This is a genomic window from Nodosilinea sp. LEGE 07088, assembly GCF_015207395.1.
Lineage (GTDB): Bacteria > Cyanobacteriota > Cyanobacteriia > Phormidesmidales > Phormidesmidaceae > Nodosilinea.
The window spans coordinates 39,161-63,430 of record NZ_JADEWX010000007.1; the positions used below are offsets into that span (position 1 = coordinate 39,161).

The window sequence follows — 24,270 nt, forward strand, 5'->3', positions numbered from 1 at the left end:
TTCGGTACTAGCTGGTCGCGTTCTGTACCTGGGAGGAGGGTTTCGCAGCTGGCTTTTGCACCCCTGCTAGAAACATCGGCAAAAAGGTTTTGATGAAGGTTTCGGGGTCACGCTGCCAGGCTTTTTGGGCCGCCGTGAGTCGCGTTTTCTGCACCTCTGGGGCCAGCAGCGTAGCGGGCAGGCGCTCCAGCAGATAACCAGGCCGTTCCCACACTGGCAGGGTGTTGGCAATATCGAGTAGGTTACTGACCCGGCGCAGCTCGGCCCCGAGGGTGATGTCCATGCCCGATTCAAAGGCCGTTTGCTCAATGGCGGTATATTTGCGCTTCGCCAACTCTACCCGTTCCCGGTGAGCGGGGCTTTTGCGGGCGATTTCTGCCAGTCGGCGGGTGCCCCAGCGCACGTGGCCAGCCTCTTCGGGCAGAATGCGCTCAAGGGTTTCGCGAATCTTAATATTCTCAGGGGTTTGAGGCGCTGACTTGAGGGCATGAATATGAGCGGCAAAATATTCACAGCCCCGCTTCTCAGTGACGTTGATCGATGCCAGGGCGGCGATCACACTGGTTTCTGGATCGTTGGCGTCTTTCAGACTGTCTTGATCGAGCAGACGCTCAAACTCATCGATATAGGAGAGCCCAGGGGGAGTACTAATCTCAACGCCCAGGTCGACCAACAGATCCGTTAGCCACACGGCGTGACGGGCTTCATCCGACACATGGTGAGACAGATCTTTGACCAGATCGGCAGGCTTGCCGTTTAGGGTCTCAATCAAATCAGTCAGGTCTTTGCAGCTCCGCTGTTCGTTGTAGCGATAGCGATTGAGTGTGATGTGGTGAATTTCTGGATCATGGACGACCCGATTCATGACATCGCGGGCACTCAGAGCATTGAGAAACTTGCGAGGATAGGTAACAGCCATTGCTCAAATTTATGTTTACGAAGCGTTACGTGGATCTTAACGCACCTTTTTTCGGGAGAGGTGGAAAAACGACCTGATAATCTGCCGTTACTCTTGGGCCTAGGGAGTAACCATGGGAAAATCGTGGGTTGACCTGGGGCGATCGCCCCCCTAGCTACTTTGAGCCGTCGCCATCTGCTGTCGTAGGCTGGCAGCATCCCGCAATAAATCCGCTTGGGGGCAGCTGGTTTGCTCACCAGAGGCCAGCCATTTTATCTGCACCGTACCCTGAATGGCTTCATCGTCGCCTAAAACCAGACAAACGGCGGCCCCGCTACGATCGGCCCGCTTAAACTGCTTGCCAAAGGCAGACCCGCTCAGGTCAAGCTCAACCGTTAGACCCTGGTGGCGGAGTTTTTGAGCCAATTGCAGAGCATTGGCTTCGGCCTGTTCGCCCCGAGAAACCAGATAGATATCGGGGTTGGCCATGATGGGCTGTTGCAGGGTTTCGAGTAGCAGGGTGAGGCGCTCTAGGCCAATGGCCCAGCCCACCGCTGGGGTGGCCGGGCCGCCCAGTTCTTCGACCAGGCCGTCGTAGCGCCCGCCGCCGCATACAGTGGCCTGGGCACCCAGATCGCTGGACTGAATCTCAAAGGCGGTGTGGGTGTAGTAGTCGAGCCCTCGCACCAGGCGCGGGTTGAGCTCGTAGGCGATACCCAGGGCATTGAGTTGGCTGAGCACCTGGTCAAAGTGGCGCTTTGAGTCAGGCCCTAGGTAGTCCAAAATACTGGGGGCGGCGGCGGTAATGGCCTGGGTTTTTTCATCCTTGCTGTCGAGAATGCGCAGCGGGTTGCGGCTGAGGCGATCGCGCGAGTCAGCATCTAAATCGGCGGCATAGGGGGTGAGATAGTCGACCAGGGCCTGGCGGTAGCGGGTGCGATCGCGTTTATCCCCCACCGAATTTAGATAAAAGGTCAAATTCTTTAGCCCCAGGGCCTGCAAAATATCGGTGGCCAGGGCGATCACCTCCACATCGGCACGGGGGTCGGCGCTGCCCAACACCTCGACCCCGACCTGATGAAACTGCCGCTGACGACCCTTTTGGGGTCGCTCGTAGCGAAACATAGGGCCGGTATACCAGAGTCGCTGCACCCCCCCCTGGGCATAGAGACTGTGCTGTACGTAGGCCCGCACCACGCCAGCGGTACCTTCGGGACGCAGGGTACAGCCGCGATCGCCTTTATCTTTGAAGCTATACATTTCCTTGCCGACGACATCGGTGGCTACGCCGATGCCACGCTCAAATAGGGAGGTCGCCTCAAAGGTCGGGGTACGAATTTCGCGGTAGGCAGCCCGAGCCAAAATTTCCCGGGCCGTGGCCTCGACCCGCTGCCAGGTGTGAATGTCAGCTACCTTCACGTCTTTGCCCACCAGCTGGGTTTTGGGCAAAATGTCTTCGGTTCCGGGCAGAGATTGAATCGGCTCCATAGCTGGGTGAGGCGCTCGCGGTGGTCAATACAGAACACCTATCATAGCCTGTGCCGAGCCTGTAACCCTTGTCCTAGACCTCCTGACTTTCGGGCCGGGTCTGGGGCAGCAGGCAGCAGTTGACCTCATCGATACAGACTTTGCCCGACTGCAATGCCCAACGAAACAAAGCCACCCGGTTACCGGTGGCTGTCTTGGTCAAAATATTGCTGATGTGGTTATCGACGGTGCGCTTGCTGATCTCTAGCTTTTCCGAAATTTCCTGATTGGTTAACCCAGATGCCACGAGCTCAACGATCTGTAGTTCTCGGTCAGAGAGGCTCCCTTGACCAGGCACTGGAGATATGTCATCACTTGCCATGGAGCTTTCCTCAGTCGTTATGTATTTATGCTTAATGCATACCTTTACTATAGGCGATCTAGTTTCAGCTAGGCTGGTGAAAAGCATTCTGAGCGATAGTTCTATGCACCTTGGCGAGATGGCATCGGTTGCCCATGGAACGAGGGTAAGGTGGGTTGGGGCTCTGAATCACTGGAGTCAGCCAGTAAGACGATACGGGCTGGCGGTAGCTCTAATGGGTCTGCTGCTGATAGGGTTTTCTGCCCCTGCTGGGGCAGCTACCGCTCCTTCGCCTGAGGTAGAAGACTCTGGCCCCACGGCATCTCCGGCTAAACCCGATGCCAATGACATTCCCTCAGAAACCGTCAGCCGCTTTGTGGAGGCTTACATGGCCGTCGTCAAGCTGATTGAGTCCCGGGAACTCAGTCTGCAACAAGCCGAAACCGACACCGAATCGCGCCAGATGCAGCAGGAGATTCAGGCGGCGGCCCTCGATCTGATCCAGGCTCAGGGGCTCAGTCTGTCTGACTATTGGGAGCTGTTGGGGTTGGCCAATAGCGATCCTGAGTTTCGCGATCGCGTTTTGGCTCAAATCGACGAGGCCAGCCCCTAGGGCATCGGTACAGTATGGCTAAAAACCCGGTTTCTTTGTCCTGACCTAACGGCATGACTGGCATTCTGGCCGAGAAACCGGGTTTCTGTATCGGCGTTCTAGGGCGGGTGATCAATTCTGGCCACAATCCTGCTCCCATCAGCGTTGCCACGCCCGACCTAGAAACAGGCTAGTACCGAAAGGCAGAAGTAATACCAAATCCTGGTTACATACCCCCGATTGCTAGGGGCATAGCATGCTATGCCCCTACGGGGTTCCTAATTGTGAATCGGGGTTTTCCAAATCGGATTTCGTATAAGAAGGCAGAAGGCAGAACGGGAACTCCAGGTATCACAAGGATTTCCGCGTGAGTAAACAGCTGAGCTATTTCCGCCATGAAGTACTAGGAGCTATAACAGCTGATGCTCGGGTCATCGGCAATCAATTGATGACAGCCCCTAGGGCTGCACAAACTCCGAAGGTCGCCTAAAGTTTTCTACCGGTACGTCAACCAGCGCCTGGCGCATAAAGTCTTGCCACACTGGCGCGGCATAGGTGCCGCCGGTGGCGCCCGATCGCATCGGCGAGTAGTCATCGTTGCCAATCCAGACCGCCGTGGCCAGCTGGGGCACATACCCCACAAACCAGACATCGCGCTGGGAGTCGGTGGTGCCGGTTTTTCCGGCCGCTGGTCGGCCAATCTGAGCGGCTCTACCGGTGCCTCGGGCAATTACTCCCTGCAGCACATCGGTGAGCGATGCGGCGGCCCAGGGGTCAAGCACCAGCTGCGGCTGGGGCGTATTGTCGAGCAACACATTGCCGCTGCTATCGGTGACCTGCACGATAAACGTCGGTTTAGAATACCAGCCATTGCTGGCAAAGGTGGCGTAGGCCCCGGCCATTTCCATTGGCGTCAGGTCAACCGCGCCTAGGGGTAACGAGGTTACCGCTGGCATGGGGCTGGTAATGCCCAGGGTGCGACAGAGTTCGATAATTTGGTTGATGCCCACGGCCTGCCCCAGTTTTACGGCGGGCACGTTGCGCGATACCTCCAGGGCAGTGCGAATCGGGATATTACCCATAAAGCTGCCGTCGTAGTTTCTGGGGCTGTAGTAGCGATAGCCATCGGGATAGCTGACGGGTGTATCGGCAATAGAGCTGGCTGGGGTATAGCGCCCGGTGGCAAACGCGGTGTAGTACACAAAGGGCTTAAAGGCTGAACCCGGCTGCCGGTAGGCCTGAATGGCGCGATTAAACTGGCTCTCTTGGTAGTTCACACCGCCCACCATGGCTTTGACAAAGTGCGTGCGGGGGTCAATTGCCACCAGCGCCATTTGGTCAGCCACGTTGCGAATGCGAGCGTTGTGGCGCTGCACCGTCGCCTCTGCCATCTGCTGCATGCCCAAATCAACGGTGGTTTGCACCCGCATGCCCCCCTTGACGACGGCGTCATTGCCAAAACGCTGCTTGAGTTCCTGTACGGTTGCCTCGGTAATATAAGGAGAAATGCTGCTGCGAAAGGACTTGATCTCACCGACTAGCAGGGGCGCATCGCGGGCGGCGGCTTCCTCGTCGGGGGTAATCCAACCCAGCTGGCGCATGCGGTTGAGTACGATCGCCTGGCGCTGTTTAGTGCTCTGGTAATTGTAGAAGGGGCTATAGCTCTCGGGCGCCTGAATCAACCCTGCCATCATGGCGGCTTCGGGCAGGCTAAGGTCTTTAGCAGACTTATTGAAGTAGCTCTGGGCTGCGGTCTCAACTCCGTAGTTGTTATGTCCCCAGTAGACCTGGTTGAGGTACATCTCCAGAATTTCGTCTTTGCTGAAGATTTGCTCTAGGCGTAGGGCGAGTACGGCCTCAGCCACCTTGCGACTAATAGCCCGCTCGGGAGTTAAAAATAAATTCTTCACCAGCTGCATGGTGATGGTAGACCCCCCCTCTACCGTCGAGCCGGCCTCTACGTTGGCGAGCATAGCCCGACCCACACTGCTGGGGTTGATGCCATTGTGGGAGTAAAAGTAGCTGTCTTCTACCGCCAACACCGCTCGCTTTAAGTGAGGTGATATTTCGCTGGTATCGACGACCTCACGGTTGGCCTCGTCGTGCAGACTGTAGAGTAGGGTGCCGTTGATGTCGTAGATGTAGCTAGTTTCGCTCGGCACATAGTTACGCAACACCCGCACATCGGGCAGGTTGCGAAAACTAATGGCCAAGCCGACTAGACCGCCAGCTAGCACTGAGCTGGCAATCATGGTGGTGCCTAGCAGAGCCGCCGCCGACACTTGGCCGACGTCCTGCACATACTTCAGCAAGTTGGGCGATCGGCGCAGGGGCCGGGGCTGAGATCGACTGTTAGGGCGAAGAGTAGTTGACACGTTGGCTATTAAAGGCGGCTAAAAAGGACGATGCTGGGATGGCAAGGGCGGTTAAAAAACTGACGGGTACTGGACTGTTACTTAAGGAGTAGATGCCCATCGGCAGGTGACGGTTAGGCCATTATAATGACCCTCGAGGCAAGTGAACCGAGTTACGGCAGCTAGGACATGTCAGCGGCAGAGGATGAAGCACTCTAGGCACGCTTATCCTAGCTTTGCCAAGGCTGATCGGGAGATGTCAAGGCCCAAATTTGCAAAAATCTATGGAATTGACCTCGGCTGCCCATAACCGGTTTATCGTCACGACTCTGCCAAATATCCCCGCTGCCCTAGCGCCTATTCACCATGACCCAGGCCGATTGCAACTCGCCCCCCGCCCAGTTTGAGCTGATCTATCGCGGCATTAGCGAGGTATTCCCTGACCAGCCCGACTCTAAAGACCCTGAGTACAACCTGACTCAGCGGCTATTAAAGTGCGATCGCCCCCTGCGAATTAAGCTCGGCATTGACCCCACCGGGGCCGAAATTCATTTGGGCCACAGCATTCCGGTGCGTAAGTTGCGCGCTTTTCAAGATGCTGGCCACACTGCGGTTTTAATTATTGGTGACTTTACGGCTCGCATTGGTGACCCCACTGGCAAGTCGGAGGTGCGCCGCCAGCTGAGCGAGGCCGAGGTCAAAGCCAATGCCAAAACCTACCTGGAGCAGGTGCGCCCGATTCTTGACTTTGACACCCCTGGTCGCCTAGAGGTGCGCTACAACTCCGAATGGCTCGCGACCCTCGATCTGGGCAAAACCCTGGAGTTACTCAGCACCATGACGGTGGGGCAAATGTTGGCCAAGGAGGGCTTCTCGGAGCGCTACGGCAAGGGTGATCCGGTCTTTCTGCACGAGTTTCTCTACCCGCTGATGCAGGGTTACGACTCGGTAGCGGTGCAGTCAGATGTGGAGCTCGGCGGCACCGACCAAAAATTTAATATTGCCGTCGGCCGCGACCTGCAGCGGCACTTTGGCCTGCCGCCCCAGTTTGGCCTGCTGCTGCCGCTGCTGATCGGCACCGACGGCAGCCAAAAGATGTCGAAATCTCTGGGCAACTACGTCGGCCTACAGGACGACCCGCTGAGCATGTACTCCAAGCTCGAAAAAGTACCCGATGCCCTGATTCACGATTACTTTGAGTTGTTGACGGCCCTCGACCTGAGCCAGTTGCCCGACAATCCGCGCGATCGCCAGAAGCTATTGGCGCTATATCTCACCCGGCAATTCCACGGCGAAACCGCAGCCCAGCAGGCTCAGCAAGCGGCCATCAGCCTGGTTCAAGGCACGGGTGAACCCGCTGCCGGAGTACCGGAGTTTTCCCTGTCGGCAATTAATTTCCCGGCTAAATTGTTTTATTTAGTGGGGGCGACTCCCCTATGTGCCAGCAGTAGCGAAGCCCGCCGTCAGATTCAGGGCGGCGCTGTCAAGCTCGACGGGGAAAAAGTCAGCGACCCAAATCAGGAGTTTGACAGCCCTGAACAACTGGTTGGCAAAGTCGTACAGGTTGGGAAGAAGAAGTTCTCCCGGTTGGTCCTCTAGACCAATGCTTTGTAGCTACAAGCCGGGGAGAACCTGGGGGCAACGCCATGGCTAGGGGGTAGGCAGCAGCAGGTGGCGTAGTTTGTCGCGCTCAGCCCCAGACAACGTCGCGGCAAATTTTTCTAAGTCTTGGGGTTCCATGGTGCTCAACACCTGGTGCAACGCATCTAGCCCTAGGTTTGTTGCCGCTGGTTGCCCAGAGGCTGGGGTTCTCTCTGGCAAATAGCTCTCTGGCAAATGGCTCTCTGGCAAATGGCAGATACCACCCTCGCAGTCGAGGTGCAGGTTGTGCCAGGTCATGGTCGGCAACGTCCAGCCCCGGCGACCGTGGAGTTCGTGCAGCAGCACCTCGGTTTCCCAAAAGGTTCGCGGCGAGGGATAGCTGTCCTCGGCCCAGGCATGGGGCACCGTAAAGCAGCCAAAATGCCGTCTGTAGTCCTCAGAGTCGAGCAAGGCGGTGATCATCGCCTTAACACCGTTGCGCATCAGAATATCGCAGTAGCGACGCATTTCTACAGGGTTGCTCGGGGCGCGGCCAATGAAGTGCTTAAAGCACAGCTCAATAAATTTAGGATTAGAAGAATTGTAGTAAAACTCGTTTAGATAGACCTCAGAATGGCCTAAATCACGCAAAAAACGCTTGACGCCGCTTTTCTTTCGCAGAAAATCGGCCTCGATTTCAGCGAGCTGCTTGCGTTCAAAGGCGTAGGGCTGGCGTTCGAGCACCTGGGCATAAATCTGGACTAGGGCCGCCTGGCGTTCTGCGGCTGGCGACTGCCGGTCAACTGTAATTTCTCTCACCGCAAATTCATCTGTAGATGTCATGGCAAACCTTCCTAAATGAGAAAGACCATCTCAGTTCATGGTCTATTACCAGGCTGCCCAGGGGAGAATTTCTGCCGATGATTTTGATTTTTTCTTAACAAGAGTTGAGGGCTTACTTCTAAATTCTTATAGTGTTAGTCCGCAAATTAACTGATGTCAGTGAATGCTGCCAGTATGTGTACGCAGTATCTCTCTATCCTAAATTTATTTCTCGGGAAACAAATAGTAAATATACGACCGTTCCCTTCAGAATGAAGGGTTCGAGAAAATTTTAGTACCAAATTCAGGGCATTGCCGCTTTGCCATAGCACTATCTACCAACGAGCTTTGATCGCATAGCGCCCTTTGGCCGGATGCAAAAGCTAGCAGAACTTACAGAAATGCGGCTTCTTGGGCTGCGAGTAACTGTTTTATCCCTAACTCACCCACCTCTAGGATCTGATTCATCTGCTGTCGGCTGAAGCTGCCCTCTTCGGCTGTACCTTGCACTTCAATAATATTGAGGTTTTCGTTGAGCACCAGATTAAAATCTACGGCGGCAGCAACATCTTCGTCGTACTGCAAGTCAAGCATCGGCTCAGTCTCAATTAAGCCTACCGATACGGCGGCTACGGCGTGAACCAGGGGCGATCGCGTCAGTATGCCTTGCTCGACTAAGCTCCGCACGGCGTCTTTAAGGGCGACATACCCTCCAGTGATAGAGGCTGTCCGGGTACCGGCATCGGCTTGGAGCACATCGGCATCGACCAGCAGGGTGCGTTCGCCCAGTAGGTTGAAATCTAGCGTCGATCGCAAACTGCGGCCAATTAAACGCTGAATTTCTTGGGTACGCCCGGATAGCTTCATAATTTCTCGGGCTTGGCGCTGGGGGGTAGCCCCGGGCAGCATGCGGTACTCTGCCGTCAACCAGCCCTGGCCAGAGCCCTTTAAGAAGTGAGGTACGCCGTCTTCTACCGACACGGTGCAGAGCACCTGGGTATGGCCACACCGGGTCAGCACCGACCCGGCGGCAAACTTGGTAAATTGCCGCTCAAACGAGATGGGACGAAGCTGGTCGGGTTGTCGACCGTCTGGACGCTGCCAAGCCATAATAATGAAGACCGAGTTGCCTCGTTCAGAATACAGCAGGCTAACGTTGTCAGGAGGTTTCTTCAGCTTCCCTCTAGATTGAGTTCCCTGCTATACAGAATCTATTCAATAGCTGTAGTGCGTCAATACTATGAATGTATGTGGCGTGGCTGAGCGATTCATTGCCGGGGAATTACGCTATATTTAGCCAAGTCTTCGAGATTACTCTGACTTCGCCGGGTAGCGATGCCCTAGATTGAGTGGTCTTGAGGCGCGATCGCCACTCAATGCCAACGCCCCTTTCCTGGTGTGCTCGTCCATGGTTTCTCAGCTCAAGCCCCTGTCTTTGTCCTCTGGGCCTACGATTGTCAGGCATCCGCTCTTGCAGACGGTAGAAGGCACCGTACAGGTATTTACCGCCCTACACCGCAATTTTTTTACCAACGTCATGGTGCAGGCCCTGCGCATTGCCGACCAGGGTAAAGCCGTGCTGATTGTGCAGTTTCTCAAGGGAGGCATTCACCAGGGGCCAGATCACCCCATGCAGTTGGGCCAAAACCTAGACTGGATCCGCTGCGATATGCCCCGCTGTATTCACGATGCCCTGGTCAGTGCTGACGAAAAGCAGGCGATTCAAGACCTGTGGCTGCATACGCAGTCCCTCGTGGCTAAGGGGCGCTACGGTCTTGTGGTACTCGATGAACTGAGCCTGGCGGTTAACTATGGCCTGATTCCGACCGAGGAGGTCGTCGAGTTTATCCAGCAGCGGCCGCCCCAGGTGGATGTCATTCTCACTGGCCCAGATATGCCTGAATCGTTAACGGCTGTCGCTGACCAGGTCACCGAGTTTCGCCGCAACCTGCTGCCCTAGCCCATTCAGCCCCACCAACCCATCCTGGGATTAAGCACTCACTATGATTAAAAACGACGCCTGGATTGCCAAAATGGCCGCTGAAGGAATGATTCAGCCCTTTCAGCCCTCTCTGGTACGGCACCTAACGGCTACCGCAGCCAGCCTGGGACAGCCCGTCATTAGCTATGGGCTATCCTCCTACGGCTACGATATTCGGCTGTCTCCAGCGGAGTTTAGAATCTTTCGCCATATTCCCGGAACGGTCGTTGACCCCAAAAACTTTAGCCCGGCCAACCTAGAGCCGACCGAGCTCAAAACCGACGAAAGCGGCAGTTATTTCATCTTGCCGGCCCACTCCTATGGCCTGGGGGTGGCTCTTGAAAAACTGGCCGTGCCCAATAACATCAGCGTCATTTGCATTGGCAAGTCTACCTACGCCCGCTGCGGCATTATCGCCAATCTGACTCCCGCAGAAGCGGGCTGGCGCGGCCATCTCACCCTGGAGTTTTCTAACTCATCCAGCGCCGACTGCCGCATGTATGCCAGCGAGGGCGTCGTTCAGCTGATTTTCTTTGAGGGCGAGCCCTGCCAGGTGAGCTACGACACCCGCCAAGGCAAGTATCAAGACCAGGCCGAACAGGTTACCCTGGCTAGAATCTAGAGTCGGTTTTGTGGCTGGTAGGGCTCGACGCCATCGGCATTGGTCAATCAAATCAGAGTAGCTATCATGCCTGGGAGTTTTCGGTAATTGGGGTGAGATTTAATCCAATACAGCCTTATTCATGTTGCTTAAGTGCAGTCCCAAGGGAACAGGGAGTAGGTGACAGGGAACAGAGTGTACTTGTTTCACTTGCACACCGCTATAGATCTAACCGCGAATCTGGCCGGAGGATTGAGCCCCGTAAGCTACAATCAAGCCATTCTCAATATCTGGCGGCCTACTGAGCACAATGGCCCATATCTAGCGCCCCCATGGATACCCCTCGTCTCCACCCCGACACCATCGAAGCGGTGCGCGATCGCGCCGACATAGTCGATGTGGTCTCTCAGCACGTGGTGCTCAAAAAGCAGGGCAAAGATTTTGTGGGCTTGTGCCCCTTCCACGAAGACAAGTCGCCCAGCTTTAGCGTCAGCCCCGGCAAGCAGTTTTATTACTGCTTTTCCTGCGGGGCGGGGGGGAATGCCTTTAAGTTTTTGATGGAGCTCAACAAGCGCTCCTTTGCGGATGTGGTGCTAGATCTGGCCCAGCGCTACCAGGTGCCGGTCACCACCCTAGAACCCGCCAAACGCCAGGAGCTTCAGCGGCAGCTCACCCTGCGAGAGCAGCTCTACGAGATTTTAGCCGTCACGGCTCGGTTCTACGAGCATGCCCTGCAGCAGAGCGACGGGGCCGCAGCGCTGGTCTATCTGCGCGATCGCCGGGGGCTGAGTGACGCCACGATTCAGCAGTTTCAGCTGGGCTTTGCGCCGGGGGGGTGGCAGACCCTCTACGGCTACCTGGTCGAGCAAAAGCACTACCCGGTCAACCTGGTAGAGCAGGCGGGGCTAATTGTGCCCCGGCAGAAGGGCGACGGATTTTATGATCGGTTTCGCGATCGCCTGATGATCCCCATTCGCGATGGCCAGAGCCGGGTGATTGGCTTTGGCGGGCGCGCCCTGGGCGACGAAAAGCCCAAATACCTCAACTCCCCCGATACCGACCTATTCGACAAAGGTAAGACCCTCTACGGCCTCGATCTGGCCCGGGCGGCGATCGCCAAAAACGATCGCGCCATCGTCGTCGAGGGCTACTTCGACGTCATCACCCTCCACGCCGCCGGGCTAGAGAATTCGGTGGCGGCCCTGGGCACGGCCCTCAACGCGACCCAGGTACGGCAGCTCTTGCGCTACACCGAGTCGAAACAAATCTTGCTCAACTTTGATGCCGATGCCGCCGGGGTAAAAGCAGCCCAGCGGGCGATCGGCGAAGTCGAGGAGATGGCCTACCGGGGCGACGTGCAGCTGCGGGTGCTGAACATTCCCGATGGCAAAGACCCCGACGAGTTTTTGCAGCACCACAGTGCCGCCGACTACCACGCCCTGATCGAAGCCGCACCCCTGTGGATCGACTGGCAAATTCACAACCTGATCGGCGGCAAAGACCTGCGCCAGGCCGACCAATTTCAGCAGACCAGCCAGGCGGTGGTGAAGCTGCTCAGCGATATTGCCAACGCCGATACCCGCACCCACTATGTGCGCTACTGCGCCGAAATCTTCAGCAACGGCGACAGCCGTCTCGTGCCCCTGCTGGCCGAGAACCTGGTCACCCAGGTGCGTCGCCAGCGCCGCACCACCTCCTCAGGTACCCCGACGCGATCGGCCCCCGCCACTACCCCCAGCGCCAGCTCCCTAGAGCAGGCCGAGGCGGCTCTGCTGCGTATTTTTCTCCACGCTGCCGCCGACCGCGATGAGATCCGCCAGGTGCTCGAAGACCGCGACTTGCAGTTTAGCTACTCTCACCACCGCGCCCTATGGCGACAGATGCAGCGGTTGCTCGCCGAGGCAGACGACCCCAGGGTTGATTTAGTTGGGCAGCTACGCAACCACCTGGCAGACACTGGCTTGGCCACCACCCCCCTGCAGTCACTGCTGCACCTGAGTGAAAAGACCAAGCGCGACGTGCTGCGCGCCCCGTTAGTGATTCGTGCCGCCGCCGCCTGCATGGAAAAAAACCTCTGCGAAAAGCGCTATCGTCACTTCTTGGCCCTGTGGGAAAAAACTGACTGCACCACTGACCCGGCTCTATTTGCGGAATATCAGCGCCAAATCTACGCCGAAAAGCGCCGCATCGAAGCGCTCGAAAAAGACCGCCAGGTCAGCTTTGAAGACTTAGCCACCATGCCCTGGGTGGGCGAACAGTACGACTCGCTCGATCGCTAGCCCCAAGTCTAATATTGGGCCGCAGGAGCACCACTGGGGAATCGGGAATAGCTAACCAGGATTTGGTCTAAGCAGGCATTAGCACCTCCACGATCGCAGCGACAGGTTGCCCCTGGTCGAAGCAGGCTTTGGCCAACTGCAAGCGCGGCTCTAGGGCTTCTCGGGCTAGACCATAGCGACGTTGGCCCAGGTTGGGCTGGGCGTCATCAGCCCACTCGCTCCAATACTGGGTTTAAGGGTTTTCAACGGGGTGAAGTCATCCTGAACGATCCGCGCAGAGTCTAGGATGCCTATCAGATAGGCATCCTAGACTCTTGTAGAGGTAAAAGGTAAAACCTTAGCCTTCTTACAGGCTTCTTAAGCGACCAATCATGTGTCACCCGTTGTTAAACGACATGATTATGTCTCGATGACATCAATCTGTCATCAATGACATTAATGGGTCACTGATGACAAATAAATCGTCACTGTACTAAAAGCGGGTGGGGGGAATCGAACCCCCATCATTAGCTTGGAAGGCTAAGGTTTTACCACTAAACTACACCCGCAAATTTGCTGCGATTTTACCATACTGGCTTGGGCTAGCCGAGGCGGTGGGCCGATAATGCTGGGGTAGAACTGGGCCCTGAGTCAGATCCAATCTCTAATTTAAGCCCTTTTGATGGTTTTGATACCAGGGGCTATGGGGCAATTCTCTATAATAAAGAACCCTGTAGCTAGCTCGGGCGCGATCGCCAGCGCCCTAAGGCAGCGCCAGGGTCAAGGTGTTGAGGAGTGCAGTATTTCGCAGCCAGCTATTTTTGTTCAACGATTTTAGGGTTTGCCTGTGTCTGCATCTGCATCTGCATCGACAGCTTATCTGTTAATTTCCCACGGTAGCCGCGACCCCCGGCCTGGGCAAGGGATGGAGCGGCTAGCTCAATTTGTGCGATCGCCGGAGGGTGATCTATGGGGCCGTCTTCCTGATATCAAAGCTGGCTTAGATCACCGCCTTGACGCCGCCAAGCGCCTAACGGTTGCAGGGCAATCGCTGCGTCGCGCCATGCCGACCGACTGGTTGTGTACCGATGGGGATACCCCGATCTCTGCAAAATCCATTATCTTTCGCAGCCAATTGTCTCAGCTCGACAGCGCCCCGTTGGTAGGTACTGCCTGTCTAGAGTTGGGAGCTGTGCCGCTTCACCAGCAGATCGCCCGCTTTAGCCGTCGTGCCCAGGCAGCTGGTGCGCAGCGAATACGCCTGGTACCGTTATTTTTGCTGGCTGGGGTTCACGTTCTAGACGATATCCCTGCCGAGGTAAATCGGGCACAGCAGCTGGTGCCCGACCTTACCCTCGAAGTATGCTCGCATCTGGGCAGTCATCCTGGCATTAAGGGGGTGTTGCGCCACAAGCTCCGTACCGCCGTTAGCGAAACGCTGATTTTGCTGGGCCACGGCAGTCGTCGTCCTGGCGGCAATGCAACGGTGTCTGCTTTGGCGCGATCGCTAGGAGGCACAGCTGCTTTTTGGGCCGTAGCGCCAAACCTCGAATCTCAGGTCATTCACCATCTGCAGTCGGGGGTACAGCGAGTAGCTATTCTGCCGTATTTTCTGTTTACAGGCCGTACCACCGACGCCATTACTCACCTCACTGAAGAGCTGGCCGAGCGCTTTCCCAGCATGGGCTTTCACCTGCTGCCGCCCCTAGGGCCTTCGCCTGAACTAGCCCGGCTGGTGGTTGATTTAGCCCTAGGCCGAGTGCCCGCCAAGGCACAGCAAGCCGCGGCTCCTATGCAGCGGGTAGCCTTTCGCCACACCATACGTTCGTCGTCGATGGTATCTTAGCTTGGGTCTGAGCTACGTCTACAGCAGCTCTTAGGATGATCGAATAGTTTCTCTATAGCGGAGTTACAGCGTGTATGGTGTCGGCAGCGACCAGACCTGGGAACAGATCAGTCTACGGCAAGGTGTACCTGGTGGGGGCTGGGCCTGGCGATCCAGGCCTGTTTACCTTGCGGGGTAAAGGGCTGCTAGAGTGCGCCGAGGTGGTGATTCACGACGCGCTGGTCAGTGCCCCAATTTTGGCGATGATCAACCCCCAGGCCGCAGTCATCAACGTGGGCAAGCGCCGGGGGCGTCACTCGCTCAATCAAACAGAAATTAACCAACTCATTATCGAGCAGGCCCGACTCCATGCCGTGGTAGTGCGCCTCAAGGGTGGCGACCCGTTCGTGTTTGGTCGCGGTGGCGAAGAAATGGCGGCCCTGGTAGAGATGGGGATAGCGGTTGAGATCGTACCTGGCATTACCGCTGGGGTGGCAGTGCCCGCCTACGCCGGTATTCCAGTCACCCACCGCAGCCAGAGCTCATCGGTGACCTTCGTCACGGGCCATGAGGCAGCCGGTAAGTATCGTCCTAAGGTCAACTGGCGGGCACTGGCTCAGGGGTCAGAAACTATTGTGGTGTATATGGGCATTCACAATCTCGGCCCCATTACCACTGAGTTGCTGGCGGCTGACCTCAGCCCTGAAACCCCAGTGGCGCTGATTCGCTGGGGCACTTACCCTCAACAAGAGACCCTGATTGGTACCCTGCAAACCATCGTTGACCAGGTGGCCGAAGTCGGGTTTGAAGCCCCAGCGGTGGCGGTGATTGGCCCCGTTGTGAGCTGGCACGAGATCTTTGGCCATTGCCGCCCCACAGGGACAATCTGGCCCTAATCTACAGGGTCTGGTTCATACCGAACCTGCTGAACAGGCATTGGCCCCGCTAGCACTCCTGTCGAACTCAGGCGGAACCTGGCTACGATGCCTGGGCGACAGCAGCAGTGGCTAACACCTGGGGTAAGCCAATTTCGCTACAAACTTCGTAAAAGGAAGTTACAGGCGGGGCCTCAAACAGGTGGGCAATTTTGCCCAGGGTCTGCTTATAGAGGTCGCTGTTGTGGTCGTCCATATCTTCAATGCTGTCCCAGAGGATGATCGCAATGCCGCGATCGCTGCCGGGTTCTTGCAGCAGGTAAGCCCCCTGAAAGCCTTTGCTAAAGGTAGACACAGCTTTTTCGTAGAGCTGGCGAGCTTCGCTAAAGCAGCCGGGCTTAAATTCACCAATGGCTACGTAGGCGTATTTGTGGCGGAGAAAATCGTCGAAGTCACTCATAGAGGGTAAGAAATCCTAGGGCTTGGAATACTGTTTAGTGTCGATCAGATGTCGGCCCCTAGCGGTTTTTCTTACCTAGGCTTTAGATTCTGTTACCGATCTTCTAACAGACGCTGGCCCCAGGCTTTGAGGGTGTGCCCCAGCCAGCGGCGAGTACGCTGCCAGCTCTGAACCAGCTGTTGTGCCCAATCGCCGCGCTTGGGTAGGGTCACGATAATTGCCCCACTGTGGTAGGCCACCTGCATCTGGCGATCGATCACCGGAGTGGGCAACGGCACAGTCTGCTGAAAGTAGTTGATGCCCAGCCCTTGCATGAGGGGGCTACGGAAGCCCGACTGCCGCTGACCCGAGAACGTCAGCGACTTTTGGGTGGCCCGTACCTGGACTGCCCGGGGATCTACCCCCGGTAAAAAGGCGGTCACGACTAGGGCCTCGGCGGTGTCTTCGATTTCCACTGAGGGCACCTGTACCCGACCCGAGGCCGACACCCCTAGGGGCATCAGGGCGGCGGCGATCGCATCCATCTGGGCCTGGGCCGCACCTGGATTCCAAATCGGTTGATTGTAGAGTTGCCGAGACGACAGCCACGTAGCCATAGCGAGAACTCCCTATCTTTCTATACTTAGATCATCGCGGCTAGCCCCCGCTTACACAGGTGGGAAAAGCCCTCAGCTGGGGGGGGTATAACCGCCATCCAGCCCAGGTGTCAGGCGAGCCGATGCGCAAGATTCTTCACATCGACATGGATGCGTTTTACGCGTCGGTAGAGCAGCGAGACTTCCCCGAGTACCAGGGCAAGCCCCTGGTGGTGGGCGGTCGCCCCGAACAACGGGGCGCGGTAGCCGCCGCCAGCTATGAGGCTCGCCAGTATGGCATTCACTCGGCCATGCCCGCCCGAGTAGCCCAGCAGCGCTGTCAACACCTGATTTTTGCGCCGCCTCGCTTCGAGGTGTACAAACAGGTTTCAGAGCAGGTTCGCGCCATTTTTCATCGCTACACCGATCTGGTCGAGCCGCTGTCGCTGGATGAGGCCTACCTGGATGTCACGGTCAATACTCTCGATCAGCCTTCTGCTCTGGTTCTGGCCCGCCAGATTAAGGCCGATATTTTGGCGACGACCCAGCTCACGGCCTCGGCGGGGGTCTCGGTGAATAAGTTTTTGGCCAAAATGGCCAGCGGACAAAATAACCCCGACGGTCTGACCCTGATTTTGCCTGAGCAGGCCGAGGCCTTTGTGGCGGCGCTGCCGATCGAGAAGTTTCATGGTATCGGCCAGGTCACCGCGGGCAAAATGCACGCCCTGGGCATTACCACCGGAGCCGACCTGCGACCGTGGGCTGAAGCCGACCTGGTGCGTCACTTTGGCAAGGCAGGTCGGTTTTACTCTCGCGTCGCTCGGGGGCAAGACGACCGTTTGGTGAACCCCAACCGCATTCGCAAATCGATCGGAGCCGAGCGATCGTTTTCGACCGACCTCACGACTCTGGCCGCCATGACCACCGCCCTGGAGCGCATAACCCAGGAGGTGGTGCGTCGTCTGGGTGAACAGCGCCGTCGGGGCCACACCCTGACCCTCAAGGTCAAATATGCTAACTATCGTCAAATTACCCGCAGTCGTACTTTTGTCACGGCCATTGGAGCCGAGGCGCCCCTGGGAACCTGGGCCCAAGCGCTGCTGGTGGAACACTTAGAGCGGGGGCAGTCGGTGCGCCTGCTGGGGCTAACGCTCTCAAATTTAGAACCTGCCGGAGAGCCAGACTATGTGCAGCTCTCGCTAGAGTTCTAGAATGCAGGGAGCCTTTGGGGACATTAGGGTGGCCCAGGGGCGATCGCACTCAGATAAGATGCTATGGCCGTGGCCGTAGAGGCTAGGCACGAGCAGGCTAACGGGCTATAGGCCAGTTTGCCCTTTCCAGTGCTGGCTACTGGCCATCAGTGCTTTCCTCAGCGAACCAGCAGCGCTACAAACTATCCTGTCTTGCCCCAACGCGTTTAACCGCCGTGCTACAGCCTACCAATTGTGACGACGACTCCCAGATTGAGGCCCTGCTCGCCCCCTTTGGTCGATTTGGCGTCGAGCTAGGGCTAGAGCGCATTCAGCGCCTGCTGACGGCCCTAGATCAGCCCCAGACCCGAGTGCCCTTGGTGCATGTGGCGGGCAGCAACGGCAAGGGGTCGGTGTGTGCCTACCTGGCGGCGGTGCTGTCAGCAGCAGGCTATCGGGTAGGGCGCTATACTTCGCCCCACCTGGTGAGCTGGCGCGAGCGAATTGTGGTCAACGATGCCCCCATTGCCAGTGCTGACCTCATTCAGCGGTTGCAGCAGGTAATCGCCGCCATCGACCCGGCCCAGCCCTCACCCACCCAGTTTGAGGTGTTTACCGCTGCCGCCTGGCTGCACTTTGCCGAGGTAGCGGTTGACCTGGCCGTAATGGAGGTGGGGTTGGGCGGGCGGCTAGACGCCACCAATGTCGTCGATGCACCGCTCGTGAGCGTGATCGTTTCGTTGAGTCGAGAACACTGGCAGCGCCTCGGCCCCACCCTGGCGGATATTGCTGGTGAAAAGGCGGGGGTGCTCAAGCCAGGACGCCCAGCCGTTATTGGCCCCCTGCCCCCGGAGGCCGCCGTAGTAGTCGCAGCGCGGATCGCGGCCCTGGATTGTCCGGCGGTGTGGCCCACCCCAGCGATACTCACAGGCCAGGGTCAGGCCCGCTACCAAGACATCGCCTATCCGCTACCGCTGCTGGGCAACCATCAATTAGTCAATTCGGCATTGGCGATTGCTACCGTCGAGAGCCTGCGAACCCAGGGCTGGCAGATTACCGACGAGGCGATCGCCCAGGGCATGGGCCAGGCCCGCTGGCCCGGTCGCTTGCAGTGGGTGACCTGGAACCCTCAGGCCCAGGGCTACCCTCTACTCATCGATGGCGCCCACAACCCGGCGGCGGCCCAGGTGTTGCGCCAGTACGTCGATCGCTGGTGGGCAGACCAGCCCGATCAACCCTCGACTCGTCGCCAGGGCACAACCTGGCTGATGGGGATGTTGGCGACCAAAGATCACCGCGATGTTTTGACAGCTCTGCTGCGGCCAGGAGATGCGCTGCATCTGATGCCGGTGCCGGGCCACGAAACAGCAGGGCCAGAAGAATTGAGGGCGATCGCGCGATCGGCCTGCCCCAACCTGGCTCAGTGCCAGACCCACCCGTCGTTGAGGGACGGATTGAGGGCCATGGCGGTGAATTCTGCCCCTCTGCGGGTGCTCTGCGGGTCGCTGTATTTAATTGGCCACTTTCTGGCGACGGAGCCCTACGGCGAGCGGCAGCAGGCTGCGGTGAAATATTAGAGAATGGGGGAGCAGAGGAGCCAAGGGACGCTAGAGAGCAAAGCGGGGCTGCCGCGCGAGATGGGTACCCTTAGCCCCTTGCCCTGGTCTCCTGGCCGATCTGAAACTCGTCAAACTTCACTACCGCTGACCCTGGCTGGCGGGTATCGAAGTAGTAGCTGCTGATAGTGCCCGTCGCGGTTTCAAAAATGCTGAAGGCAGTGAGGTCATTACTGGCCAGGTAGGGCAGCGGCTGACCGCTATCGTCAAGAATTGGGGCCAGGGTAGGCACGATGGGCTCCAGGCCATTGGGGTCGCCCTGGGCCACATAGTCGCTGGGGTCGTAGGTAACGGTAGATCCCTCAATCGTCTCGGGCGGTACTGGCCGGGTAGCATCTTGCCAGAAGGCACCGTAGGTGTTGCCCACATTCGAGGTCTCCAGGTAGTGGGTGCCCTGGGGTGACACAAACCGATTCCACAGGTGCGAATGGCCATACAAGACTAAATCTGCTCCGGCCTGCTCTAGCAACGGCACCAGATCGCCCATGATGTGATCCTGGTCGCGGGGATATTCGTAGCGCACCGCCACCAGGCGGCCCTCCTCGTCGCGATCGTAGCGGGGTACCGGGGTCGTAAACGCGGGCACAATATTGTCCCCCAAGGTGTGGGGCGGATGGTGAAACATCACCACCCGGTACTTGGCCTGGCGAAAGGCGTCGCTGGCCAACTCTTGCTCTAGCCATTGGTACTGCAAACTACCCGGCTCGATAGATTCAAAAATATGCTGACCGTGGCCCCAGTTTTGGGGCGTGCCCAGATCAGCTTCGCGCTCCTGGTAGCGACCGCGAACCGTAGCATCCAGACGAAAGGGCCGCCAGATTTGGGTCACGTATAGCGATACCAGACGAATATCGCCCAAGGTAATGGCGTAGTAGCGGCTGGTGGTTTCAGGGCGATCGGGATTGGGCACAGCGCTCCGAGGCAGACTAAAAATTTCCTCATAGGTCGCACTGTTAAAAGAATTGTCAATCACCCACTGGCGGCGGAGTTCAGGGTCATCAGTGGGGTTAAACAGGTCGGCGTTGGCCTGGTACAGCTCCACCGCCACCGAGCGAGGGATGGGCTGACCAAACTGATCGTTGAGGGGAGCCGTGGCCGCAAAGCGCCCCATCACCTCGTGGTTGCCCAGGGCCGGAAACAGCGGCGCATGCTGAATAATTTCGCCACCTCGGTAGCGGCTAGTGCGCCCGTTGCGCTCCAGCGGGTAGCTGGTTGTGCCCTGCAAACAGGGAAAGAAGCCGCTGCCCCGACTGTCATCAAACCACTCAGACGCGCGATCGGGAATATTGACCAGATCTCCCGCCAAAAATACCGCGTCAACCTGCCCCACAGTCTCCTGCACCTTTTGCAGGTTGGCGGCGGTCATGGGCATATTTTGATGGTCTGAGGTCAGCAAAATCGTCAGGGGCTGCCCTGCCGAAGGGGCTCCTGCCAGGGTAAACACCGGGCTTTCTATCAGGGAGCCGTTGTCCCCCGTACTGGTTACCCGGTAAGGCACTCGCTGCCCGGGCGTGAGCCCCGTTACGGTGGCCTCGTGACGCCAGATGGGCCGTACCACCGGCTGCTGCAAATCGGAAAAGTTGGCATGGTTGAGGCGCGACTGGTCATCTTCGCGGGTGCGGCTGAGCCGGGTAGTCGTGGCTGTGGCCTGGTTGGGTAACTTAGCAGTGGCAGGTTGACCCGGTGCCCCCCAGTACACCTGATGGGCTTGGCCCTCAAACTCGGTAAACCACACCACTTGCACCCCACCAGGTGAGGGGTTCTGTAAAAACGGATCGGTTAAAAGCTGGTTTTGCACGGCCGTGGTTTTGGAGGGTAGCGCATCGGACATCGGGCGCGGCTCTAGGGTAATTAAAAGCAGGGCCGTCAGCACTAGCAGCAGGCCCGCTGTTAACAAGGTCACGTCTTCTCGCCGCATGGTTTCGACCCTTTCTTGGTAGCGCCCTCACCAGCTAGGGTAGCGGCAAATCACGACAATGCAAAAACTGTCTGTTCACGTGTAACACAGGCCCAAAACTGTGCCACCTTAGGGGCAGCCGACGATGACATTTGCCGGATTGGGCTATATCGGTTTGGGATATACGGACAAGATAATGGCATTTCCCAGACAACTTAACAACAAGAGTCGCTCGCTGCGTTGGTCGGGAGGCGGCCTGCTGGTGTTGGCTTCGCTTGGGCTGCACGGCGTGCTGTTGGGGTTTCCGCTACCTCAGTCTGACCCTACCCCTCCATCTATAACCACCGACCCGGTTGACCCCAATGCCGCTATTGACGTGGTGCGTTTAGCGATCGCCCCGGAACCGACCCCTGCGCCCCCGATTGACGTTGCTCCACCCCCTAAATCAGAACCTGTGCCGCCTAGGGCTGCTACGGCCCCGCCGCCTGTGGCGCCCGAACCGGTTGAGCCAGCACCGAACCCAACGCCTGCTGAGCTAGAGCCCTTGCCCCCTGAGCCCCCTCCCCAAACCCTGGACGATCGCCTGCGTGATCCAGGCGCCTATGCCTATAACCAACAGGCCAAGTCATCAATTTCTGACACCACCACCTTTTACACGTCGGTGGTATCTAGCTGGCTCGAAGCCGAGGGACAGGGCATTACCGACGACAACCGGCTGCCAATACCGGGCGAAAAACTGGCCCCGATCCAGGTGACGTATCCCCTAACGGCCTGCCTGACACCAAACCCCGCCGAAGGGGTAATCGGGGTGGTGGTCGATACCGCTGGCCGGCCCTTAAAGGAGCCGGTACTGCTCGATAGCACGGGTTATACCGTTCTTGATGACAAGGCCCTAGAGCTGGTGTTGCAGCGCAATTTTCCTGCCCAGCCTGCGGGCAATCCCCTGCCTAACCCGAGGGGATATTGGCTGCCCATTCAGGTACAGTACGATGTCGAGGGCTGCGCCTCTTAAACGCCATGCAGCCTCAATAAATTTTGGCTTTCCCCTCTCTGGGTAGAGGTTAACTAAGACCAGGCTTGTCATAGTGACAGGTAGTTGAACTCACCCATCAATCGCTACCCTATGGCTCAATCGACCTCTGCATCCAGCAATTCTGTTCAGGCTTATTTGAAGGAAATTGGCCGTATTTCTCGCCTCAGCCGCGAGGAGGAAATTTCTCTGGGTAAGCAGGTGCAACGATTCATGCAGCTTACTCAGCAAGCCGACAGCTTGACCAAGGCATTGGGGCGTGAGCCCACGCTAGCAGAATGGGCGACTGAAGCGAAGCTCTCTGCGACAGAGTTGAACCAGCAGATAGCTGATGGCGAGGCAGCACGCTACCGCATGGTAGAAGCCAACCTGCGTCTAGTGGTATCGATCGCAAAGAAATACACCAAGCGCAACCTCGATCTGATGGATCTGGTGCAGGAAGGAACGCTGGGCCTCCAGCGAGGGGTTGAAAAATTTGACCCCACCAAGGGATATCGATTCTCGACCTACGCCTACTGGTGGATTCGTCAGGCGGTAACCCGCGCGATCGCAGAAAAAGGGCGGTCTATTCGCCTGCCCATTCACATCTTTGAAAAGCTGACCAAAATTAAGCGAGCCCAGCGTCAGCTGGCTCAAGACCTCGGTCGCACCGCCACCCTCGAAGAAGTGGCTAACCATTTAGACATGCCCCTAGCCCAGGTGCGTAAGTTTTTAGCGCAGTCGCGGCAGCCCATGTCGCTCAATGCCCTGGTGGGGGAAAAGGGCGATACCGAGCTAGCCGATATGCTGGAAGACGAACAGGGGCAATCGCCTGAGGAATATGCCGCCCAGTCCAGTCTGAAGCAAGATATTTTTAAAGTACTCGATCGCCTCACCCCCCAGCAGCGCGAGGTTTTAGTCTTGCGCTTTGGCCTCGGCTCTGGTGAAGGATTGTCGCTTTCTAAGGTGGGCCAGCAGCTCAACGTCAGCCGTGAGCGGGTGCGCCAGATCGAGCGCGATGCGATCAAAAAGCTGCACTATGCCCGGCAAGATCTGAGAGCTTACCTGGCCAGCTAGTAGACAGAGGTGACATCAACGGGGTGAATTTCAGCAGTGCGAGCAAAGTAGCGCCCCATCAGCCCATAGCTAATTAAACCAATCCACTCCCGCATGACCAAAAGCCGCTCTCCCTTCGGGCCATAGTCTGCGGGTATTGGACTGGTGTGGGGAATGACCTCAAACCCCAGGCTGCGAAACGTCAACAGCGATCGCGCCATGTGGGGAAAATCAGTCACTAAAACCAATCGTTTAGCGCCGCGAGGCTTGAGTAACGCCGCTGTGAACAGAGCATTTTCATTGGTTGTTGTCGAACAGGGTTCCCCCTCAATGGATTCAGGAGGCAGCCCGTTGGCCTCTAGCATTTGGCCAATTTCAATCGCATCACCGCGACCGCTAGCAAAAATTAACGGTGCCCGCTGCTCTCTCCATAAATCGGTCACCGTTTGTACCCGACTGGCGCGAAAGCGTTCTCCCCGCCCCAGCACTACAATGGCATCGGCAGGTTGTCCGTTGTCGGCAGGAACCAGCAGCGCTAGCCCCGCCGCACCAATCTTCCCTCCCAGCGGGGACATTGCCAACCCATACACCAGCATTAGCGATAGTCCTATCAACCTGGCTTGTATGCGCCAACGCCAGGACTTTAACAACCATGGCACAGCGATCAGGCCAACCAGCATCGGGATCACCCAGCGCCGTTGTGACAGGAGGCCATAGATACGCCAGCTAAAATCAACCCATTGGCTGGCAGTATCGACTGGACAACTAGATAGTTCAACCATGTCACATCTTTATCAAAGCTGACAAAATCAAGCCTGACATATTGAAGCCGAGCTTGGCTGAGACCTGGGG

Annotated in this window: 21 protein-coding genes and 1 tRNA gene; 11 read left to right on the forward strand and 11 right to left on the reverse strand. The window is 57.4% G+C overall.

All coding sequences use genetic code 11. From position 1 onward, the window contains the following. Positions 1-7 precede the first annotated feature (7 nt). The 3 genes from IQ254_RS03440 to IQ254_RS03450 form a co-directional block, all read right to left on the reverse strand. The gene (locus IQ254_RS03440) at positions 8-919 is read right to left on the reverse strand and encodes a ferritin-like domain-containing protein (RefSeq protein ID WP_193964390.1); all 912 of its coding nucleotides are present in this window, start codon (positions 917-919) and stop codon (positions 8-10) included. A 150-nt stretch (positions 920-1,069) separates the two neighbouring features. Next, complete coding sequence (hisS, locus tag IQ254_RS03445) at positions 1,070-2,386, reverse strand: histidine--tRNA ligase (RefSeq protein WP_193964392.1); 1,317 nt, start codon at positions 2,384-2,386, stop codon at positions 1,070-1,072. A 73-nt stretch (positions 2,387-2,459) separates the two neighbouring features. Then, positions 2,460-2,747, reverse strand: coding sequence for a helix-turn-helix transcriptional regulator (locus IQ254_RS03450; protein WP_193964393.1), 288 nt, complete (start codon positions 2,745-2,747; stop codon positions 2,460-2,462). Between the two features lie 214 nt (positions 2,748-2,961). On the opposite strand from IQ254_RS03450, the gene IQ254_RS03455 reads away from it, so the two are divergent. Next, positions 2,962-3,339, forward strand: a complete 378-nt coding sequence (locus tag IQ254_RS03455) for a DUF4168 domain-containing protein (RefSeq protein ID WP_193964394.1) — start codon at positions 2,962-2,964, stop codon at positions 3,337-3,339. A 437-nt stretch (positions 3,340-3,776) separates the two neighbouring features. Here the strand turns inward: IQ254_RS03455 and IQ254_RS03460 are convergent, their stop codons facing one another. Continuing rightward, entirely contained in the window at positions 3,777-5,630 is a 1,854-nt protein-coding gene (locus IQ254_RS03460; protein ID WP_228040075.1) for a penicillin-binding protein 1A, read from the reverse strand. A gap of 408 nt (positions 5,631-6,038) precedes the next feature. Here IQ254_RS03460 and tyrS point away from each other — a divergent pair, with 408 nt between their 5' ends. After that, positions 6,039-7,271, forward strand: a complete 1,233-nt coding sequence (gene tyrS / locus IQ254_RS03465) for a tyrosine--tRNA ligase (RefSeq protein WP_193964395.1) — start codon at positions 6,039-6,041, stop codon at positions 7,269-7,271. A 51-nt stretch (positions 7,272-7,322) separates the two neighbouring features. On the opposite strand, the gene IQ254_RS03470 is transcribed toward tyrS, so the two are convergent. Both IQ254_RS03470 and rph read right to left on the reverse strand, forming a co-directional pair. Next, the gene (locus IQ254_RS03470; protein WP_193964396.1) at positions 7,323-8,096 is read right to left on the reverse strand and encodes a phycobilisome rod-core linker polypeptide; all 774 of its coding nucleotides are present in this window, start codon (positions 8,094-8,096) and stop codon (positions 7,323-7,325) included. Positions 8,097-8,468: 372 nt separating this feature from the next. After that, complete coding sequence (gene rph, locus IQ254_RS03475; protein ID WP_193964397.1) at positions 8,469-9,185, reverse strand: ribonuclease PH; 717 nt, start codon at positions 9,183-9,185, stop codon at positions 8,469-8,471. Between the two features lie 298 nt (positions 9,186-9,483). Here rph and IQ254_RS03480 point away from each other — a divergent pair, with 298 nt between their 5' ends. The 3 genes from IQ254_RS03480 to dnaG all read left to right on the forward strand — a co-directional run bounded on the left by IQ254_RS03480 (position 9,484) and on the right by dnaG (position 12,936). Next, complete coding sequence (locus IQ254_RS03480) at positions 9,484-10,035, forward strand: P-loop NTPase family protein (protein ID WP_193964398.1); 552 nt, start codon at positions 9,484-9,486, stop codon at positions 10,033-10,035. Between the two features lie 43 nt (positions 10,036-10,078). Beyond that, complete coding sequence (dcd, locus tag IQ254_RS03485; protein WP_193964400.1) at positions 10,079-10,678, forward strand: dCTP deaminase; 600 nt, start codon at positions 10,079-10,081, stop codon at positions 10,676-10,678. 311 nt (positions 10,679-10,989) lie between these two features. Further along, positions 10,990-12,936 carry a DNA primase gene (dnaG, locus tag IQ254_RS03490; protein ID WP_193964401.1) on the forward strand — a complete coding sequence of 649 codons (1,947 nt, stop codon included), beginning with the start codon at positions 10,990-10,992 and terminating at the stop codon, positions 12,934-12,936. Positions 12,937-13,413: 477 nt separating this feature from the next. Here the strand turns inward: dnaG and IQ254_RS03495 are convergent. Beyond that, positions 13,414-13,484, reverse strand: a tRNA-Gly gene (locus tag IQ254_RS03495). 278 nt (positions 13,485-13,762) lie between these two features. Between IQ254_RS03495 and IQ254_RS03500 the strand changes: the two genes are divergently transcribed. After that, on the forward strand, positions 13,763-14,761 hold the full coding sequence (locus IQ254_RS03500; protein ID WP_193964402.1) for a sirohydrochlorin chelatase: 999 nt from the start codon (positions 13,763-13,765) through the stop codon (positions 14,759-14,761). A 74-nt stretch (positions 14,762-14,835) separates the two neighbouring features. Continuing rightward, positions 14,836-15,636, forward strand: coding sequence for a uroporphyrinogen-III C-methyltransferase (cobA, locus tag IQ254_RS03505; RefSeq protein WP_193964403.1), 801 nt, complete (start codon positions 14,836-14,838; stop codon positions 15,634-15,636). Positions 15,637-15,718: 82 nt separating this feature from the next. Here the strand turns inward: cobA and IQ254_RS03510 are convergent, their stop codons facing one another. Then, positions 15,719-16,075, reverse strand: coding sequence for an antibiotic biosynthesis monooxygenase (locus tag IQ254_RS03510; protein WP_193964404.1), 357 nt, complete (start codon positions 16,073-16,075; stop codon positions 15,719-15,721). Positions 16,076-16,167: 92 nt separating this feature from the next. Further along, entirely contained in the window at positions 16,168-16,671 is a 504-nt protein-coding gene (locus tag IQ254_RS03515; protein WP_193964405.1) for an Hsp20/alpha crystallin family protein, read from the reverse strand. A gap of 122 nt (positions 16,672-16,793) precedes the next feature. Here IQ254_RS03515 and dinB point away from each other — a divergent pair, with 122 nt between their 5' ends. Together dinB and IQ254_RS03525 are read left to right on the forward strand one after the other, a co-directional pair. Then, positions 16,794-17,861, forward strand: a complete 1,068-nt coding sequence (gene dinB, locus IQ254_RS03520; protein WP_193964452.1) for a DNA polymerase IV — start codon at positions 16,794-16,796, stop codon at positions 17,859-17,861. 215 nt (positions 17,862-18,076) lie between these two features. Next, positions 18,077-19,417 (forward strand): folylpolyglutamate synthase/dihydrofolate synthase family protein, encoded by a 1,341-nt coding sequence (locus IQ254_RS03525; RefSeq protein ID WP_193964406.1) that lies wholly within the window; start codon positions 18,077-18,079, stop codon positions 19,415-19,417. 70 nt (positions 19,418-19,487) lie between these two features. On the opposite strand, the gene IQ254_RS03530 is transcribed toward IQ254_RS03525, so the two are convergent. Continuing rightward, the gene (locus tag IQ254_RS03530) at positions 19,488-21,374 is read right to left on the reverse strand and encodes a metallophosphoesterase family protein (RefSeq protein WP_193964407.1); all 1,887 of its coding nucleotides are present in this window, start codon (positions 21,372-21,374) and stop codon (positions 19,488-19,490) included. Positions 21,375-21,549: 175 nt separating this feature from the next. Between IQ254_RS03530 and IQ254_RS03535 the strand changes: the two genes are divergently transcribed. Beyond that, entirely contained in the window at positions 21,550-22,365 is an 816-nt protein-coding gene (locus tag IQ254_RS03535; protein ID WP_193964409.1) for an energy transducer TonB, read from the forward strand. A gap of 111 nt (positions 22,366-22,476) precedes the next feature. Further along, positions 22,477-23,439: an RNA polymerase sigma factor, RpoD/SigA family gene (locus IQ254_RS03540; protein WP_193964411.1), complete on the forward strand. Its 963-nt coding sequence runs from the start codon at positions 22,477-22,479 to the stop codon at positions 23,437-23,439. Here the strand turns inward: IQ254_RS03540 and IQ254_RS03545 are convergent. After that, a complete protein-coding gene (locus tag IQ254_RS03545; RefSeq protein WP_228040081.1) occupies positions 23,436-23,993 on the reverse strand; it encodes a YdcF family protein in 558 nt (185 codons plus the stop codon). The genes IQ254_RS03540 and IQ254_RS03545 overlap by 4 nt on opposite strands. Between the last annotated feature and the right edge of the window lie 277 nt (positions 23,994-24,270).